15 protein-coding genes and 1 tRNA gene are annotated in these 15,284 nt (G+C 66.0%); 7 read left to right on the top strand and 9 right to left on the bottom strand.

Annotation, left to right across the window (positions count from 1 at the left end; genetic code table 11):
• Positions 1-348: 348 nt before the first annotated feature.
• The 3 genes from ACU0B3_RS14600 to ACU0B3_RS14610 all read left to right on the top strand — a co-directional run bounded on the left by ACU0B3_RS14600 (position 349) and on the right by ACU0B3_RS14610 (position 2,166).
• The gene (locus ACU0B3_RS14600) at positions 349-858 is read left to right on the top strand and encodes a ribonuclease H family protein (protein ID WP_446261600.1); all 510 of its coding nucleotides are present in this window, start codon (positions 349-351) and stop codon (positions 856-858) included.
• The gene (locus tag ACU0B3_RS14605) at positions 855-1,550 is read left to right on the top strand and encodes a hypothetical protein (RefSeq protein ID WP_446261601.1); all 696 of its coding nucleotides are present in this window, start codon (positions 855-857) and stop codon (positions 1,548-1,550) included. Before ACU0B3_RS14600 ends, ACU0B3_RS14605 begins: the two co-directional genes overlap by 4 nt.
• A 415-nt stretch (positions 1,551-1,965) precedes the next feature.
• Entirely contained in the window at positions 1,966-2,166 is a 201-nt protein-coding gene (locus tag ACU0B3_RS14610) for a hypothetical protein (RefSeq protein WP_446261602.1), read from the top strand.
• A gap of 146 nt (positions 2,167-2,312) precedes the next feature.
• On the opposite strand, the gene ACU0B3_RS14615 is transcribed toward ACU0B3_RS14610, so the two are convergent.
• From ACU0B3_RS14615 to ACU0B3_RS14625, 3 genes are all read right to left on the bottom strand, one after another.
• Positions 2,313-3,305 (bottom strand): tyrosine-type recombinase/integrase, encoded by a 993-nt coding sequence (locus tag ACU0B3_RS14615; RefSeq protein ID WP_446261603.1) that lies wholly within the window; start codon positions 3,303-3,305, stop codon positions 2,313-2,315.
• A 78-nt stretch (positions 3,306-3,383) separates the two neighbouring features.
• Positions 3,384-3,725 (bottom strand): hypothetical protein, encoded by a 342-nt coding sequence (locus ACU0B3_RS14620; RefSeq protein ID WP_446261604.1) that lies wholly within the window; start codon positions 3,723-3,725, stop codon positions 3,384-3,386.
• A gap of 93 nt (positions 3,726-3,818) precedes the next feature.
• Positions 3,819-3,894: transfer RNA gene (locus ACU0B3_RS14625), tRNA-Thr, on the bottom strand.
• 215 nt (positions 3,895-4,109) lie between these two features.
• Between ACU0B3_RS14625 and ACU0B3_RS14630 the strand changes: the two genes are divergently transcribed.
• Positions 4,110-4,991 carry a hypothetical protein gene (locus tag ACU0B3_RS14630; RefSeq protein WP_446261605.1) on the top strand — a complete coding sequence of 294 codons (882 nt, stop codon included), beginning with the start codon at positions 4,110-4,112 and terminating at the stop codon, positions 4,989-4,991.
• A gap of 479 nt (positions 4,992-5,470) precedes the next feature.
• Here the strand turns inward: ACU0B3_RS14630 and ACU0B3_RS14635 are convergent, their stop codons facing one another.
• Complete coding sequence (locus ACU0B3_RS14635) at positions 5,471-5,746, bottom strand: DUF2312 domain-containing protein (protein ID WP_446261606.1); 276 nt, start codon at positions 5,744-5,746, stop codon at positions 5,471-5,473.
• A gap of 130 nt (positions 5,747-5,876) precedes the next feature.
• Between ACU0B3_RS14635 and ACU0B3_RS14640 the strand changes: the two genes are divergently transcribed.
• A complete protein-coding gene (locus ACU0B3_RS14640) occupies positions 5,877-6,119 on the top strand; it encodes a hypothetical protein (protein ID WP_446261607.1) in 243 nt (80 codons plus the stop codon).
• A gap of 20 nt (positions 6,120-6,139) precedes the next feature.
• On the opposite strand, the gene ACU0B3_RS14645 is transcribed toward ACU0B3_RS14640, so the two are convergent.
• A complete protein-coding gene (locus ACU0B3_RS14645) occupies positions 6,140-8,152 on the bottom strand; it encodes an enoyl-CoA hydratase-related protein (RefSeq protein WP_446261608.1) in 2,013 nt (670 codons plus the stop codon).
• 198 nt (positions 8,153-8,350) lie between these two features.
• Here ACU0B3_RS14645 and ACU0B3_RS14650 point away from each other — a divergent pair, with 198 nt between their 5' ends.
• Positions 8,351-8,782 carry a TIGR01244 family sulfur transferase gene (locus ACU0B3_RS14650; protein WP_446261609.1) on the top strand — a complete coding sequence of 144 codons (432 nt, stop codon included), beginning with the start codon at positions 8,351-8,353 and terminating at the stop codon, positions 8,780-8,782.
• Between the two features lie 24 nt (positions 8,783-8,806).
• Here ACU0B3_RS14650 and ACU0B3_RS14655 read toward each other — a convergent pair whose 3' ends face one another.
• From ACU0B3_RS14655 to ACU0B3_RS14670, 4 genes are all read right to left on the bottom strand, one after another.
• Entirely contained in the window at positions 8,807-11,494 is a 2,688-nt protein-coding gene (locus tag ACU0B3_RS14655; RefSeq protein ID WP_446261610.1) for an ATP-binding protein, read from the bottom strand.
• On the bottom strand, positions 11,491-11,787 hold the full coding sequence (locus ACU0B3_RS14660) for a hypothetical protein (protein WP_446261611.1): 297 nt from the start codon (positions 11,785-11,787) through the stop codon (positions 11,491-11,493). Before ACU0B3_RS14660 ends, ACU0B3_RS14655 begins: the two co-directional genes overlap by 4 nt.
• Positions 11,784-12,161 carry a response regulator transcription factor gene (locus tag ACU0B3_RS14665; protein ID WP_446261612.1) on the bottom strand — a complete coding sequence of 126 codons (378 nt, stop codon included), beginning with the start codon at positions 12,159-12,161 and terminating at the stop codon, positions 11,784-11,786. The genes ACU0B3_RS14660 and ACU0B3_RS14665 overlap by 4 nt, the downstream gene beginning before the upstream one ends.
• 146 nt (positions 12,162-12,307) lie before the next feature.
• Positions 12,308-13,642: a short-chain fatty acyl-CoA regulator family protein gene (locus ACU0B3_RS14670; protein WP_446261613.1), complete on the bottom strand. Its 1,335-nt coding sequence runs from the start codon at positions 13,640-13,642 to the stop codon at positions 12,308-12,310.
• Between the two features lie 223 nt (positions 13,643-13,865).
• Between ACU0B3_RS14670 and ACU0B3_RS14675 the strand changes: the two genes are divergently transcribed.
• Complete coding sequence (locus ACU0B3_RS14675) at positions 13,866-15,203, top strand: substrate-binding protein (RefSeq protein WP_446261614.1); 1,338 nt, start codon at positions 13,866-13,868, stop codon at positions 15,201-15,203.
• Positions 15,204-15,284: the final 81 nt, after the last annotated feature.

A 15,284-nucleotide genomic window follows, 5' to 3' on the forward strand; every position in this document is an offset into this window, starting at 1 on the left:
TCACTCTACCCGGACCCCTAGAGTTTCCAAGTCGGGTCTATTCCCGTCCATCCAGGACGATCACCAGCAAAGCCCCTCTGCGTCGAAATATCCGCTGACTGCTGCGCTGATCCCCCTTCAATCAAATCATGCCTCCGGACCCGGTGCGTTCAGCCGCAGCCGGAGCCATTGGGGCGACCACTTTCCAATTCTTCTGAGATGTCCCGTCAGCCGATGGCGCGTGTCTTTGTCCTTCGCCCGCCCCTTGGCGGTTGCGGCGACCATGACGGGGCATCTCCGAGGGATTGATCCCAACCAATGCCGCGAACCCTCGCCACCGATGCGGCACATAAATGAAAGACAGACCACATGAAAGCCCAAGTTACCCCGGACCAAGCAAACCACTTCGCCATCGCCTATACGGACGGCTGTTGCATCCCCAATCCCGGCCCCGGCGGGCTGGCATTCACCATCTCCATGCCTGATAGCTCAACAGTTGAGTATCAGCGGCACGACCCATCAGCGACCAACAACACCGCCGAAATGGATGCCCTTGAGGCGTGTCTGAGATACCTACTCCCGGAACAGAAGGCGGTGATCTACGCCGATAGCAGCCTCTGCGCTGATGGCTTCAACAAATGGTTGCCGAGATGGATCGCCAAAGACTGGCGGGGGAGCAAGAACAAGCCTGTAAAGAACGCTGACATCTGGAAGCGTATTGCCGCACTGAAAGACCAGCGTCCAAACGTGCGTGTCGAATGGGTCAAAGGCCACAATGGCACCAGCGGGAACGAACGAGCCGATGCCTTGGCAAAGGAGGCTGCTGGCAACTGGGGCCTCGCATCCGGTAAGTTGACGATTAACGGGGTCACCCAGTGAGCGACCTTGTGCTGATCGAAGAGGGGGATGCGGGCGACCGCGCCCCCTTGACTGACGATCCTGTGTGCGAACGCTGCGGAGCGCCCTTCAAGCCAAGCAAAAAGACCCAGCGGTATTGCGTCCCGGCTTGCCAGAAAAAGGCCAGCAGGCACAGCGCCAGAGGGTCGCGGGGCATCGAGAACAAGCGCCGCAATCGCGAGCACTACGAGCGGGCGGCATGGCTTAGCTATGACGTTCTTCGCTCGTCGTCAGACGCACAGCGCCAGATGCTCTTAGCCATTCTCGAAGCGGCGTCTTCAACCGATGCGCCGTTGCGGAACATCTTGTTTGACCCCACCTTGCTTGGGGCTGATCGGCACTCACCCATCGGCAAGCTCTATCCCGACACTCGCTGCCCGGATACGCCCAACATCGCAAAGATGGTCTATGCCTTCTGCCGTGAGGAATGGGGCGTCAGCACTCGTGAGGCGATCCTAGACCACGGTAAGCCTGCCCGTCGCAGGTTCACCGAAGAGGTCACGCCGAACGATCCCCCGGAGCATCCCCAACAGGTTGCCTTGCGCGACACCCGACCCGATGCTGCGTCTACCGCACCTCCCGGGGCATACGACTGGCGGAAGCTGGCAAGGGCAATGGGCGACCCCGGCTGGCGGCGGTATTTCGGCCAAGAAGAGTTGGACGGCTTCCTGTGATGGGGGCCGTTCATCCACCCCCCGCACTATAGAAGAGAGACCCGAAGAGTTCTTCCAAGGCGCTCTTCAAACGGCGGAGGGGGAGGAAGAGACCCCGATGCGCCGACACCCGAAAGGCTATCACAAAAGGTATCCTTCAAGGTGAAGGAGTGTCCGGGTATTGCCGCCGCGCGTTCCCACCACTAAGGCCATCTGCGACGTGACCCTTAAAAGTACCGCAAAACACCGTACATCAATCAATAGGGTCTTCGCCATCAGCGCTGGGTCTACCTTTCGCTGCGACGCATCGGAGCATTCTGTCCACAAGTAGAATGACCTTATAAGTGATTGTTTTTATTGTGTTGTACTTGGATTCCGCATGATCTACCCATTCCCACGAGAACGACGCATCCAATGCAACAGGAAGAAATTATCCATGCGCATCGACCTCTTCTTTCAAGGACGCCTGCCCGGCGAACCGCTGGCATGGATCAACTGGACCACACCCGGCAATCCGTGGTTCATGCGGTTGGGTGTCGTGCTGGTTTTGGACTGGCGCAAGCGGTTGCCGCCTGGACCCAGCCCCTTTGACGGGACATGCTTCGCCCCCAAAACTCCACGCGGCCCGCTGGCCTAGTATGCAACTTGGCAGGGGCGGCAGTGTTGTCCCTGCTTACAGCGGGTCAGAGAAGCGTTGAGGGAGGCATACAGCGGCTTGTGGGGTTTGGTTGGGTTGGTCTGCCCAGTGTAGAAGGTGGGCTCAGAGGGGGCTTTCAAGGGCCGCTAGGAGTCATCCTCTCTCAGAATGGGATAGTGGATCACGCCACCGATTTCCAAAGCCGCTGTCAGATGCGTTGCCTGCATGTCCAGCAGATCGTCACCGCCATATCCGCTGGCAACCCGCCCTTCGCCGTGGCCATGACCCATGATCAAGGATCGAATACCTTCCGGTGCAGTGCGGCGTAGCCAGTCTTTGACCGAATGGCGTAGCGAGTATGGCACCTTGACGTATTTGGCCCAGACCTTTGCTTTCTTCATCGGCTTGACCAGCGTGGCAGACAGACTGTTGGCGTTTCGGTGATGGACGTATCGCGGGAAGACTTCCTGCTGACCACTTGAAGCATCATTGCGTCGGTCTTGCATCATGGTCAGGGCTGACCCGACAAGCGGGATACGGCGCTGCGTCTCGCCTACCTTCAAACGGCGGCGGGCGTTCGGCCTGACCTCAAAGTGAGGGGTCGGATGGTCAAGATGAACCTCATCCCAAAGCAGCCCACGCGCCTCATTTGGCCGGACCCCGGTGAAGAGCATAAGGTGCCAGACCGCTTTGGCGTCATCATTAAGGCTTTCGTGCTGATCCCGCACCTTGCGGATTTCGTCCAGGCTAAGCGGCAGGCGTTTCTGTTCCCCGGCCAGACCGTCATCCTCCGGCATCTCAAGACCGTTGAACGGGTTGTCCCAGTCTTTCAGTTTGAACCGTTTCTTACCGTGATTGAGAACCGCCTTGATCGTGGTCACGCGCCGCTGGACTGTTCCCAGCGAGTTACCCTTGGCAATCAGACTGTCCCGATAGGCATAGGCGACCTCTTCATCTATCAGGTGGATTGCCGGGTCTTTCTGCCCCATCGAATCTTCAAGGCCGGAGGCCACAAGTTGAACCTGCTTTGACAGATCGGCATAGGAAGATCGCAATTCGCGATCCTTGAGATAGGCTTCGACCGCATTGCTGATTGTGACAGGCGGGCGTTCTGCCCCGAACATCTGGGCCTTGGCCAACAACTCGAACGCCGTGACAGGCTTCCCCGCACCATACCTCGCAAGTGCCTGCTGCGGTGTGGTCTTTTCGGCCTCCGCCTAAGCAGCGGCGGTGAATGCCGCGTGACGACCGCTTTCCAATTCGCTGTCCACCGGGCCTATCTTGCTGGCACCGGGTTGCACCAACCCATGCGCCACGGCGGCGGAATGCAACATATCCCATTCTATCTGATTGGTGGTCCGGCCCTCAGCCTTGGCTTGCAGCGCCTCAAACTCTGCATGTTTGACCTTCCACGCCTCCACGATCTTGAGCGGATCACGGGTCTTGAGCGTCCACTCTACCGCAGACTTACCCAACATGGCCCGCATCGGGGCTGATCTGATTGGCCGCCGATACTTGGCGCTGCCTGTTTTCCCAAGCTTCAAATAGGGCAAATCCATCGACAACCTCATGCCCGCCACCCGATTCTGTGTAGCGTTTGCGTAGTGGTTTTTGGGGTAGTGCCTTGAAAATGCAGCGATTTCAAGATAAAATGGTGCCCCCACACGGACTCGAACCGCGGACCTACTGATTACAAATCAGTTGCTCTACCAGCTGAGCTATAGGGGCACGGTGAGCCTCTTACGGCGAAGGGCGCGGGCTCGCAAGGTGTGGTGCGCCGGGTGGGTGCACTTTTTGCGGAGCAGCGCAGGTGGTCTCCGGGCGTGCACGCGCAGGTTGAGGACTGGACGCCACAGCACCGCTCAATCGCGCGGGCGGGCATGGCGGGCGCGCGCCGGCAGCGGTACGGTCGCACAAACAGGCTGGCGCCGGGACCGCATGCCATGAAAATCACCCTGCACACAGGCGCGCATTGCACGGACGACGACCGCATGGTCAAGTCGCTTTTGCGCAACGCCGGCCCCTTTCTGGCGCAAGGGATCGCGGTGCCGGGACCGAGCCGCTACCGGCGTCTGATCAACAACACCATCCAGGCGATGGACGTGCATCCGGCGGCGCCGGACGCGCGTGAGGTGCTGCTCGACACGATCCTCGACGAGGATTACGAAAACGTCTCGCGCTTGATCCTGAGCCACGACAATTTCTTTGGCCGGCCGCTCTTTGCCGCCAAGGGCGCGCGGTTCTATCAGGCTGCTGAAATCCGTCTGGCGCGGTTTTGCGAGCTTTTTGCCGAGGACGAGCTGGAGTTCTTTATCGCGCTGCGCGATCCGGCCACGTTCATCCCGGCGGCCTTTCTGCGCGGGGGCGGGTACAAGTTCGACGAATACGTGCACGGGCTGCAGCTGGGCGACCTGCGCTGGTCCGAGCTGATCCTGCGTCTGCGCTCGGCGCTGCCCGAGATGCCGATCACCGTCTGGTGCAACGAGGACAGCCCGCTGGTCTTTGGCGAGGTGATCAAGCGGATGGCGGGCCTGCCGGTCAACGCCAAGATCACCGGCAGCTTTGACCTCTTGATGCAGATCATGACGCAGGAGGGGATGCAGCGCTTTCGCGAGTTCCTCAAGCAGTACCCCACCCTGCCCGAGCCGCAGCGCCGCAAGGCGATGCTGGTGTTTTTGGAGAAATACGCCAACGACGAGGAGGTCGAGGAAGAGATCGACCTACCTGGCTGGAACGACCGCCTGATGGAGGGGTTGTCGGAGATCTACGACGAGGACGTGGAGATCATCTCACGGATACCGGGGGTGACGCTGATCGAGCCTTGAGGGGGTTTGGGTCACGCGGCACGGGCCGTCCTACTGGATGGCTGGTGCGGTTGATTTGAAGGCCAGGCACCGGCCGCGCCCACCCTACGGGATGGTTGCGTCCGCCGAATACTGGCTAGAGCCAGCGATAAACCGAGCAATTGCATAACGGCCATTCACGCGCCGGCCCGAGGGGTGGCGCATCGCGCCGCCCGTTTTGCCGAAGGCAAACCTACGGTTTGACGGGGGCGGGTCATGCCGGAGGCATGCGTTTGGCATGACGCGGCCTGACCGTGCCGGTCAGGCGGGAGCTTTAATTTGGGCGGGTGTGCAAGACTCGAAGGATTGATCGCTTGCAATCTTGGCGTTGACACTGATCACAGCTCAGCGAGAACCTCATTCCGCCGGCACTGCCCACCCTCAGGACGAGACATCCGAGCGCGGTAAGGTGGGCACTGCCGTCACAGACCCGCGACCAAATCCGGCCACACCCAAACCGCTCACATCCCAAGCGCTTCCTTGTAGAGCTCGAGCACCGCCTCCTCTTCGGCAATGTCGTCTTTGTCGCGCTTGCGCAGCGCGATGACCTTGCGCATCACCTTGGTGTCGTATCCGCGCGCCTTGGCCTCGGCCATGACCTCCTTTTGCTGCTCGGCGAGGTCCTTTTTCTCCTGGTCGAGCCGCTCGAACCGCTCGATGAACTGGCGCAGCTCGCCGGCGGTCACGCGGTAATTCGCCTCGGCGGCGCTGTCTTCGATCACGGGTGTGTCGTTCATGCCCGAGGCTCCTTTGCGCGGGAAACAGGGCCACGTGTTAGCCCTCCTCCGGGCGGGCTTCAAGGCGCGGATTTGCGTGCCGCGCGCCTTACCGCCCCTTGCCGCGCGGCGCCTGTTCGGCTAGGCGCGCATGAGAGCCGAGACGTGGGAGACACGCATGCAAAGCCTCATCTGGATCGGAGCCGCCGTGTCGGTGACCGGCCTTGCCGGGCTTGTCTGGTGCATCCTGCGCGTGGCCTCCGCCAAGCGGCGCACGACGGATGACGCGGAGCTGCGCGCGGCGGTGCAGGCGGTGCTGCCGTGGAACCTCGGCGCGCTTTTCCTGTCGGTGATCGGCCTGATGCTGGTGATCCTCGGCATCTTCTTTGGCTGACACGCCGGCTGTTTACGCGGTCAGACCGGGCTGAGCCGCGTTTTGCCTCGTAGGAGGTCCTCCCAAAAGGGATGCGGGCGCCAGGCGCTGCCGTAGAGGTCGTCGCCTGCCTTGAGTTTCAGCGCCACCTTCGGCAGGCCCTCGCTTTGAGCCGCCGTCATCAAGGCGCCCGTGTCGCGCGGCACGCCGAGGCCGTGCACGGCCACCAGGTCGACCTGACCTGCGGTGCGCAATACGCCCTCGCTCAGCAGCGCCGCGCCCGCATTGGCAAGCGCCAGCGTCACCGCCTCGACGATGTCGGCATGGGTCAGCGCGAGGTCCCCGGTTACCAGGGGTGCGAGGATGCCCGCCACCGCCGCGTCCACATGCGGCGTGCGGTCCGTGTAGCGATAGTAGCCAAGCCGCGCCGAAAGGCCCGGGCGCCCCGCTGCCACCAGCGCCGCATCGAGCTGGCCATACGCATGCTCCGGCGCGCCGACCAGCGCCTCAGGCGGCAAGGCCGTGTGCGCAAGGCCCGTCGCATCGCGCATCTCGAAGGGGCGGAGCGCCCAGCCCGCCTCCCGCAGAGCCCGGTCGATGGCACTCGGCGCCGTCCCGGCGATCACCAGCTGATCGACCGCCGCCGTGAGCGCCAGCCAAAGCCGGTGATGCGCAAAGGGACCGGCACCAAGGCTCGCCACGGGCATCCGCCCGATCCCGAGCAGGCCGCGTGTCAGCCGCGCCTCCGCCGCTCGGTCGAGGCCGCGGGCGCGCGTCTCCACCAGCGTATGCCGCGCGACCGGTTGCGGAATGCACAGCGCCAGCGTGGGGTGTCCGTCCAGCGCGCGCTCCGCCGCGCCATCGGCCACCGCGAGCGGTGTCTGCCGCCCCCAGGGCAGCTGCGCCGCAGCAAGGTCGGTGACCACGACCAGCGCATCCTGCGGGAGCGCGGCCACCTCCTCCTCGACCGTCAGACGCGCAAGGAGGGCGCTGCGCTGCGCCGGCTTCATCCGCCCGCGGGCGATGGTGCGGTCATAGACCGACGCCATGGCCTGCGAGAGCTTGCCCGTCTGCGCCCCGATCAGGACCACCTGCCGACCAGCCTCCAGCGCGGCCAGGGCATAGCCGATGGCCGCTGCGCCCTCACCTGCGATCACGACCGGCATATCCTCTGCCCCGCCCGCTTGCGCCGCGCGTTCCGCCAGCGCCAGCGCCCGGCGCGCCTTTGCGATGGGATGCGCGGCGGCGGTGGCCACGGCCTCGCGCTCCAGTGCAAGACCCGCGCGGACCGGCAACAGCGGCGCCGCCTCGACACAGTCCAGCACCCGCGCCTCCGGCGTGTCCGGGTGTCGGCCGAGCGCCGTCCGGCGCTCCGTGCACTCCTTGGCGAACCGCGTGCCATCCTGCATCGCTGCGCGCTGCCCGTCCGTTGGTCGCAGCTTACAAGCATCCGACGCTGCAAACCGCTGCGCGGCGGCGATCAGCTCACCCGCAGGCGCCGCGCGATCGACGCAGCCCTTGAGCATCGGCTTGACCAGCGGAAAGGCCCGGCCCGACAGCAGTACGTCCAGCGCCGCGCCCGCGCCGACCAGCCGCGGCAGGCGCTGGGTGACGCCGCCACGTGGCACGTCCCCCACGCCAAGATCGCCCCAGCCAAGCCGGGCATCCTCGGCGACCACGCGCCAGTGCGCGGCCAGCGACAGCGCGGCACCCGCGCCAACCACACGGCCCGCAAGCGCGACAACCAAGGGCTTGGAAAGTCCCGCAACCCGGCCCGTCAGCTCTTCGAGCGACGGCGCTGCATCCGCCCAACCCTGAGGTACGTGCAGCAGGTCCGGCCCCGAAGGAAAGCGCGCGGCTCCGCCCGGCGCTACAAGGATCGCGCAGATGCCGGCATCCGCCTCCGCCGCATCGATCCGGGCCATCAGCCCGGCACGCGCCTCGGCCATCAGCACCGGCGGGCCGTCCCCGGCCCAGCGCAGCGTCGCCACGCCCTCCGCATCCTGCCGCGACCACAGCGCCGCGGCGCGTCCCATGTCCGAGCTCTGCTCCATGCCCGTCGTCTCCGCACGTCCCCCCGGGGCGGCGCCCTCGCACTAGGCCAAGGCCCGGCACCCAAAGGCAAGCCCCGCCCCGCGCATTGCCCGCCACCTGTGCTGGCACGGACTCAGGCGTTCCCCGCGATGACAGCCAGACAATGGCACCCACCAGGCCGCTAGACTTGCTGCCGCCCTGCGCCTATCCCTTGGCGCATGGATATTCGACAGATCACCCCGACCTACGCCGTCACCGAACAGATCACCCCGGACGACGTGCCCGCGATCAAGGACGCCGGGTTCACCGCCGTCATCTGCAACCGCCCCGACGCCGAAGTGCCGCCCGCCCTCAGTGCCGCGACCTTGCAAGCGGCGGTCGAGGGCGCCGGCCTCGCCTTTCACGTGCTGCCGCTGACGCACCAGACGATGCACGCCGAGAACGTGGCGCGCCACGCCGAGCTCGCCGCAAGCGCGCCGGGCCCGGTGCTCGCCTATTGCGCGTCCGGCACGCGCTCGACGGTGGTCTGGGCGCTGGGTCAGGCCGGCACCCAGCCGGTGGACGACATCCTGCGGCAGGCTGCAGACGGCGGCTACAATCTCGACGGACTGCGCCCCACGCTCGAGGCGATGGCCGCGCAAAAGGGCTGAGCGCAGACCAGCGCGCTCAACACCTCACGCCGCCTCGGCCCGCACCTCGCGCGGCAGGCTGACGCGGAACGCAGCGCCGCCGCGCCCCGGCAGGTAGTCGATCTCTCCGCCGAGGCGCGTCATGATCTGGCGGCAGATGGCAAGGCCCAGCCCCGCGCCGCCCGCACGCTCGTCCGAGACCCGGCTAAACTTTTCAAAGATCACGTCCTGCACCTCCGGCGCGATCCCGCTGCCGTTGTCGACAAAGTCGACGACCACCTGCCCGTCCTGCACCTGTGCGCTGATCGTCAGCTGCGGCGCGGGCGCGTCGCAGTATTTGCGCGCGTTCACGATGAGGTTGATGAAGACCTGCCCCAACCGGTCGAGATCGGTGCGCAGGCCGATGTCCGCCACCTCCTGCACAACGCGGATGGCTGTCCCATCCTCGCCCCCCGCCGCCGTCGCGACCGCCTGTCCCAGCACGCCCGAAAGATCGCCCGCGCGCACGTTGAGGGTCACCTGCCCGTTCTCCATCACGCTCAGATCGAGCAGGTCATCGAGCAACCGCGACAGCCGCTCCGCCTCGTCGTGGATGATCGTGGCGAACCGCACGCGGTCCGCGCCCGTCATGTCCTCACCCGCCTTGAGGATGTCCGAAAAGGCCCGGATCGAGGTCATGGGCGTGCGCAGCTCGTGGCTGATCTGGCTGAGAAAGGCGTCCTTTTGCACCGACAGGCGCGTGAGCTTGCTGTTGGCGCTGCGCAGCTGGCGGGCGGTGCGCGAGAGCTCCTCGGACTGCGCCTCGAGCTGGGAGGAATACTCCATGATCTGCGCCGTCTCGTCGGCCACCGCCATCAGCGCCTCGACCGACACCGACGCCCCGCCCGTGATCTGCGCCAGCATCGCGTGCGCCGTCGCCCCGCCCACGCTGCCCGCCAGCGCGCGCTCGAGCGTTTCGAGAAAGGCCGCGTCCGGCTCGGGCAGGAACCCCGGCAGGCCCTGCTTTTGCGCCGCACGCCGAAAGAGCGCGACCGCCTCGCCCGGCCCGAGGATGCGCTGCGCCATGACCATCAGGTCCTCGCTCTGCGCGGTGCCGCCCGTCCGCTCGATCCGGCCCGCGCCGTCGCGGAAGACATGCACGAACTGCGCGCCCTGCAGCCGCTCGAGGGGCGTGGGAAAGGTGATCAGCGAGACCACGACCATGACCGCCACGTTCAGCGCCAGCGACCAGAAGAGCCCATGCAGAAGCGGGTCGATGCCTGCGATCCCGAAGAGCGCCTCCGGCCGCAGCCAGCCAAGCCCGAGAAGGCCCACCTGCATCATCTCGGCGCTGTAGACGACGCCGGGCCCAAAGCTCGGCAGAAAGAGCGCAAAGGTCCAGACGGCAAAGCCGCAGACAAGGCCCGCGATGGCGCCGATCCGCGTCGCTCCGCGCCAGAAGACGCCGCCCAGCATGGCGGGCAGGACCTGCACGACGCCGGTGAAGCTGACCAGCCCGATCTTGGCCAGCGCCTCCCCGCCGCTCGAGGCCGCGTAGTAGACGTAGCCCAGCCCCACGACGCCCGCGATCGAGAGCCGCCGCGAGAGCAGTACCGCAGCCCGCACGTCGCCCGAGATGCGCGCGCCGGTGCCGGAGGCGCGCAGGAAGATCGGCATGACGATGTGGTTCGACACCATGATCGACAGCGCAATCGCCGCCACGATCACCATCGACGTCGCCGAAGAAAACCCGCCGATGAAGGCAAGCACGGCGAGCCCGTCCCGCCCCTGGCTCAGCGGCAGCGTCAGCACGAACAGGTCCGGGTTCGCGCCCGCCGGCATCAGATCGAGCCCGACCACCGCGATCGGCACCACGAAAAGGCTCATCAGCAGCAGGTACACCGGGAACGCCCAGGAGGCGGTGCGCAGGAACCGTTCGTCCTCGTTCTCCACCACGAGTACGTGGAACATGCGCGGCAGGCACAGGAACGCCGCCGCCGACAGGAACGTCAGGCCAAGCCAGCGCCCGCCGTCCACCTGCCAGGCCCCGATGGCCGACGCGTCGATCCGCGCCAGCGTCTCGCCCACGCCTCCCGACAGCCCCCATATGACGAACCCGCCCACGGCAACCAGCGCGATCAGCTTGACCACGGCCTCCACCGCGATGGCCATGACGACCCCGTGGTGCCGCTCGTTCACGTTAAGACGGCGCGTGCCGAAGATGATGGTAAAGACCGCCAGACCCACCGCCGACCAGAACGCGGTCTGCCCGATGTCCACATCGGCCTGCGCGCCGAGGCTGCTCGCCTCCGCAAAGGCGCCGAACGACAGCGCAATGGACTGCAGCTGCAGCGCGATATAGGGCGTCGTGCCGATCACCGCGAGCACCGTGACCCCGACGCCGAGCGTGTTGGACTTGCCGAACCGGGACGACACGAGATCCGCGATCGAGGTGATGTTGTTCTGCCGCCCGATCCGCACGAGTTTTCGCAGGATCAGCCACCAGCCCAGCATCACGAGGCTCGGGCCGAGATAGATCGTCAGGAACTCGAGCCCCGAGCGCGCGGCGTAACCCACGGCGCCGTAAAACGTCCAGGCGGTGCAATAGACCGACAGCGACAGCGTGTAGACGAGCGGCGCGCGCACCCAGCCGCCGCGCCCGCGCGCCGCGGCGCGCTCCGCCGCCCAGGCGACCAGAAACAGCACCAGCACGTAGCCGAGGCTGACCAGCACGAGGACATTGAGCGCCGTCACGCCCCCGGCTCCGCGGGGTCATGCGGGCCTTCATGCGGGTCGGGGCGCAGCCACTTTGCCAAAGTGGCACCTATCACGATCAGCGCCAGCCAGACGCCAAAGATGTAGATCATCGCCTGCGACGTCGGCACCGACGCCGTTCCGTCCTGCGGCCACAAAAGCGGGATCAGCCACAAGAGCACGCCCAGCGCAGGCACCAGCTTGCAGGCATCGACCAGGCGGCGCGCGCGGTAGCTCCTCCGCTCGAGATAGACCGGCGGCGACGGGCTGCGTGCGGCAGGGTGCCGCGTCACCCGCTTTCGGCTCCGGCGAGGCGGCGCACGGCGCCCAACACTTCGTCGTTGGCAAAGGGTTTGGTCATGAACTGCGTCGCCCCCGCCTCGAGCGCGCGGGCGCGGTCCTTGGCCTGGCCGCGCGCGGTAAGCATCAGCACCGGCAGCGCCGCCAGCTCCGGCGCCGCGCGCAGATCGCGCAGGATATCATAGCCCGACCGCCCCGGCAGCATGGCATCGAGGATCACGACACCCGGCCGGACCCGGCGCACCGCGTCGACCGCGTCCTCGCCATTGGCATGGGTGCTCACGTCCCACCCGTCGCGCGACAGGATGAAAGAGATGGCGGCGGTGATGTTCTGTTCATCTTCGATGACGAGCACGTGGCGGCTCATGACATCCTCCCCTCCCCTGGACGACGTCTGGCTCTGGTTGCGCCACTAGACCTCGAAATGCCGAAGCTGTCAAAAGCAGAAATGCGCGCCATGGGTGCAAGCACCCATCCTACGCCCTTGCGCCACGCCCCGTAGGATGGGTGATCTCACCCATCCTGGCCCGCCGGTGCGCGCAAGAGCGACGGCACACGCCGCGCCGCGCAAGCAGGTGCTGCGCAGATCCTGCAGGTGGGACCGACCCGCGGGACGGGTCCGGGCGGCGCCTCGGCCAGAGGCAGGATCAGCATGACCGCCTCGAGACGCGCCGCCTGCCCGAACCCTGCGGCGGCCACCGGCTGTGCCACCGAATAGGTGCGGAAGGTCTGCACGTCACGGCCCCGCGTCTCCACATCGCGCTGTATGGGCCGGCCGGGCGCCGAAAGCGCCTCGAACACCGGCCACAGCGGACAGGGCACGTCATAGCGCGGCACGGGAAAGTCCGGCAGCGCCCGGCGCGCGAGGATGGCCCCCGCCGCATCGCAGCGCACGAAGCCGAGCGGCACGCCCGTCACCTCCCGCGGGAGCGCGGCCAGCCGGCGCAGGAGCGTGGCGGCATCACACGGCACACGGGTCAAAAGCTGCGCCGGATCGCAACCAAAGGTCTCGAGCAGCGGCGCCAGTTCGGAATGCGGCAGCGCCGCCGCATCGCGCTGCATCTGGCTCAGGTGTGTCTCGGCGAGGCTCGCCGCATCCGGCCCAAGCTCGGGCGCGATCTCGGCCAGCACCTCCCTCGGAGCCGCGCCGTCTTCGAGAAGCCGCGCGGCCGGGCTTTCGTCTTCGAAAAGGCGCGCCACGTCCTCGAGCGGGGAGAGCGCCGGATCTCCGGCGTCCTCGGCGCCTGCGTCGAGATAGGCCACCAGCGACTGGCTGCTTTCGGACAGGCGCCGGCTGTCCTCGTGGATGTTGCGGTCGAACCGGGCGCGCCATTCAGGTGTGATGTCGCCCGTCTCGGCCAGGATCGCAGCGGTCGAGCGGATCGAGGTGATGGTGGACAAAAGATCGTGCAGCGCCGTGGCGAGGTGCGGATCATGCGTCATCCGGTCGGACAGGCGCGTGACGCCATGCTCAAGCGCCGCAATGCGCCGCGACTGTGTCGCCACCAGCGCCGCCCAGCCGGGATAGCGCCCGGTGAAATCGTCGAGCCGGTCGAGCTCTGGCGGCGCGGCGCCGGCGCTCTCGGCTTCAGCCTGCCCGGCGGCCTCGCGCAAACGGTCAATCAGCTGCGCCTCTGCGCCCTGCTGCAGGACCTCGGCGGACACGTCCAGCGCCGCCGCGATGCGCTGCAACAGAGCACCGCCGATTCTGCGGCGGTTGTGCTCGATCAAGTTGAGGTAGGAGGCTGAAATCCCGACCGCCTCGGCCAGCTCTGCCTGCCGTGCGCCCTGCGCCAAACGCCGCGCACGGATGCGGCTTCCGGTCTGCGTGTCCCTGCCCTGTGCCATACATCTAGATTCCTTGGGTTTTCTCGGTACACCGCGGTATTTGCCGCATCGCAGAATAACTTTTTTACAAATCCGACGTCGCAGTAGTGTCAAAATTTACAAAAAAACCGAACAGAACAAGTCGTTTGTTGCCGCAAGGGCACGAAATTGACCAAACTGGCTTTGCACAAACGTGCGCAGAGGGCGCCGAAGGTGCCAACCGATAATCCAAGGGAGGAACTCCATGACGAAATTGAACCTGACGCGTCGGGGCATGCTCAAGACCGGCGCCGTTGCCGGTGCCGGCCTTGCGGCGCCGCAGCTTCTGCTCGCCGATGGCCACGCCGGCTTCACCAACGCGCCCACGGGCGACACGGTCACGCTCGGCTTCAACGTGCCGCAGACCGGTCCCTACGCGGACGAGGGCGCGGACGAGCTGCGCGCCTACGAGCTGGCGGTCGAGCACCTGAACGGTGGCGGCGACGGCGGCATGATGAACACCTTCTCCTCGAAGGCGCTCCAGGGCAACGGTATCCTCGGCAAGAAGGTCGAGTACGTCACGGGCGACACGCAGACCAAGTCGGACGCCGCGCGCGCCTCGGCCCGGTCGATGATCGAGAAAGACGGCGCCGTGATGATCACGGGCGGCTCGTCCTCGGGTGTGGCCGTGGCCGTGCAGGCGCTCTGCCAGGAGGCAGGCGTGATCTTCATGGCGGGCCTCACGCACTCGAACGACACCACCGGCAAGGACAAGAAGGCGAACGGCTTCCGTCACTTCTTCAACTCCTACATGACCGGTGCGGCGCTCGCGCCCGTGCTTGCCGCCAACTACGGCAAGGACCGCAAGGCGTATCACCTGACCGCCGACTACAACTGGGGCTACACGACCGAGGAGGCCGTGCGCACCTCGACCGAGGCCATGGGCTGGGAAACCGTCGGCACCGTGCTGACGCCGCTGACGCAAACGGACTTCTCGTCGTACATCGCGCCGGTTCTGCAGTCCGACGCCGACGTGCTCGTGCTGAACCACTACGGCGGCAACATGGTGAACTCGCTCACCAACGCCGTTCAGTTCGGCCTGCGTGACCGCATGGCGAACGGCAAGAACTTCGAGATCGTCGTGCCGCTCTACTCGCGCCTGATGGCCAAGGGTGCCGGCGCCAACGTGAAGGGCATCTTCGGCTCCACGAACTGGCACTGGTCGCTGCAGGACGAAGGCTCCAAGGCGTTCGTCAAGTCCTTCGGCACCAAGTACGGCTTCCCGCCGTCCCAGGCCGCGCACACCTGCTATGTGCAGGCACTCCTCTACGCGGACGCCGTGGAGCGCGCCGGCTCGTTCAACCCCTGTGCGGTTGGCGAAGCGCTCAAGGACTTCCAGTTCGACGGCATGGGCAACGGCCCGACGCTGTATCGCGGCGAGGACCACCAGTGCTTCAAGGACGTGCTGGTCGTGAAGGGTAAAGAGAACCCGACCTCCGAGTTCGACCTTCTCGAGATCGTCGAAGTCACGCCGGTCGAGCAAGTCACCTACGATCCGGCCATCTTCGGCGGCGATCTGGGGACCTGCAACCCGGGCGCATAAGCCTCGCGTAAGGTGGGCCCCGGCCCACCTTACCACCCTCTCAAGACAATCAACGGTTTTTCAAACGAAAAATCGGGCGCC

The sequence above is a fragment of the Pseudaestuariivita sp. genome (assembly GCF_052825805.1).

Bases quoted from the DNA above. Each gene is read 5' to 3' on its own strand.
- ACU0B3_RS14670 (WP_446261613.1), bottom strand. From the start codon at position 13,642: ATGGCACAGGGCAGGGACACGCAGACCGGAAGCCGCATCCGTGCGCGG.
- ACU0B3_RS14665 (WP_446261612.1), bottom strand. From the start codon at position 12,161: ATGAGCCGCCACGTGCTCGTCATCGAAGATGAACAGAACATCACCGCC.
- ACU0B3_RS14600 (WP_446261600.1), top strand. From the start codon at position 349: ATGAAAGCCCAAGTTACCCCGGACCAAGCAAACCACTTCGCCATCGCC.
- ACU0B3_RS14640 (WP_446261607.1), top strand. From the start codon at position 5,877: ATGAGAGCCGAGACGTGGGAGACACGCATGCAAAGCCTCATCTGGATC.
- ACU0B3_RS14645 (WP_446261608.1), bottom strand. From the start codon at position 8,152: ATGGAGCAGAGCTCGGACATGGGACGCGCCGCGGCGCTGTGGTCGCGG.
- ACU0B3_RS14620 (WP_446261604.1), bottom strand. From the start codon at position 3,725: ATGGATTTGCCCTATTTGAAGCTTGGGAAAACAGGCAGCGCCAAGTAT.
- ACU0B3_RS14610 (WP_446261602.1), top strand. From the start codon at position 1,966: ATGCGCATCGACCTCTTCTTTCAAGGACGCCTGCCCGGCGAACCGCTG.
- ACU0B3_RS14635 (WP_446261606.1), bottom strand. From the start codon at position 5,746: ATGAACGACACACCCGTGATCGAAGACAGCGCCGCCGAGGCGAATTAC.
- ACU0B3_RS14630 (WP_446261605.1), top strand. From the start codon at position 4,110: ATGAAAATCACCCTGCACACAGGCGCGCATTGCACGGACGACGACCGC.
- ACU0B3_RS14675 (WP_446261614.1), top strand. From the start codon at position 13,866: ATGACGAAATTGAACCTGACGCGTCGGGGCATGCTCAAGACCGGCGCC.
- ACU0B3_RS14650 (WP_446261609.1), top strand. From the start codon at position 8,351: ATGGATATTCGACAGATCACCCCGACCTACGCCGTCACCGAACAGATC.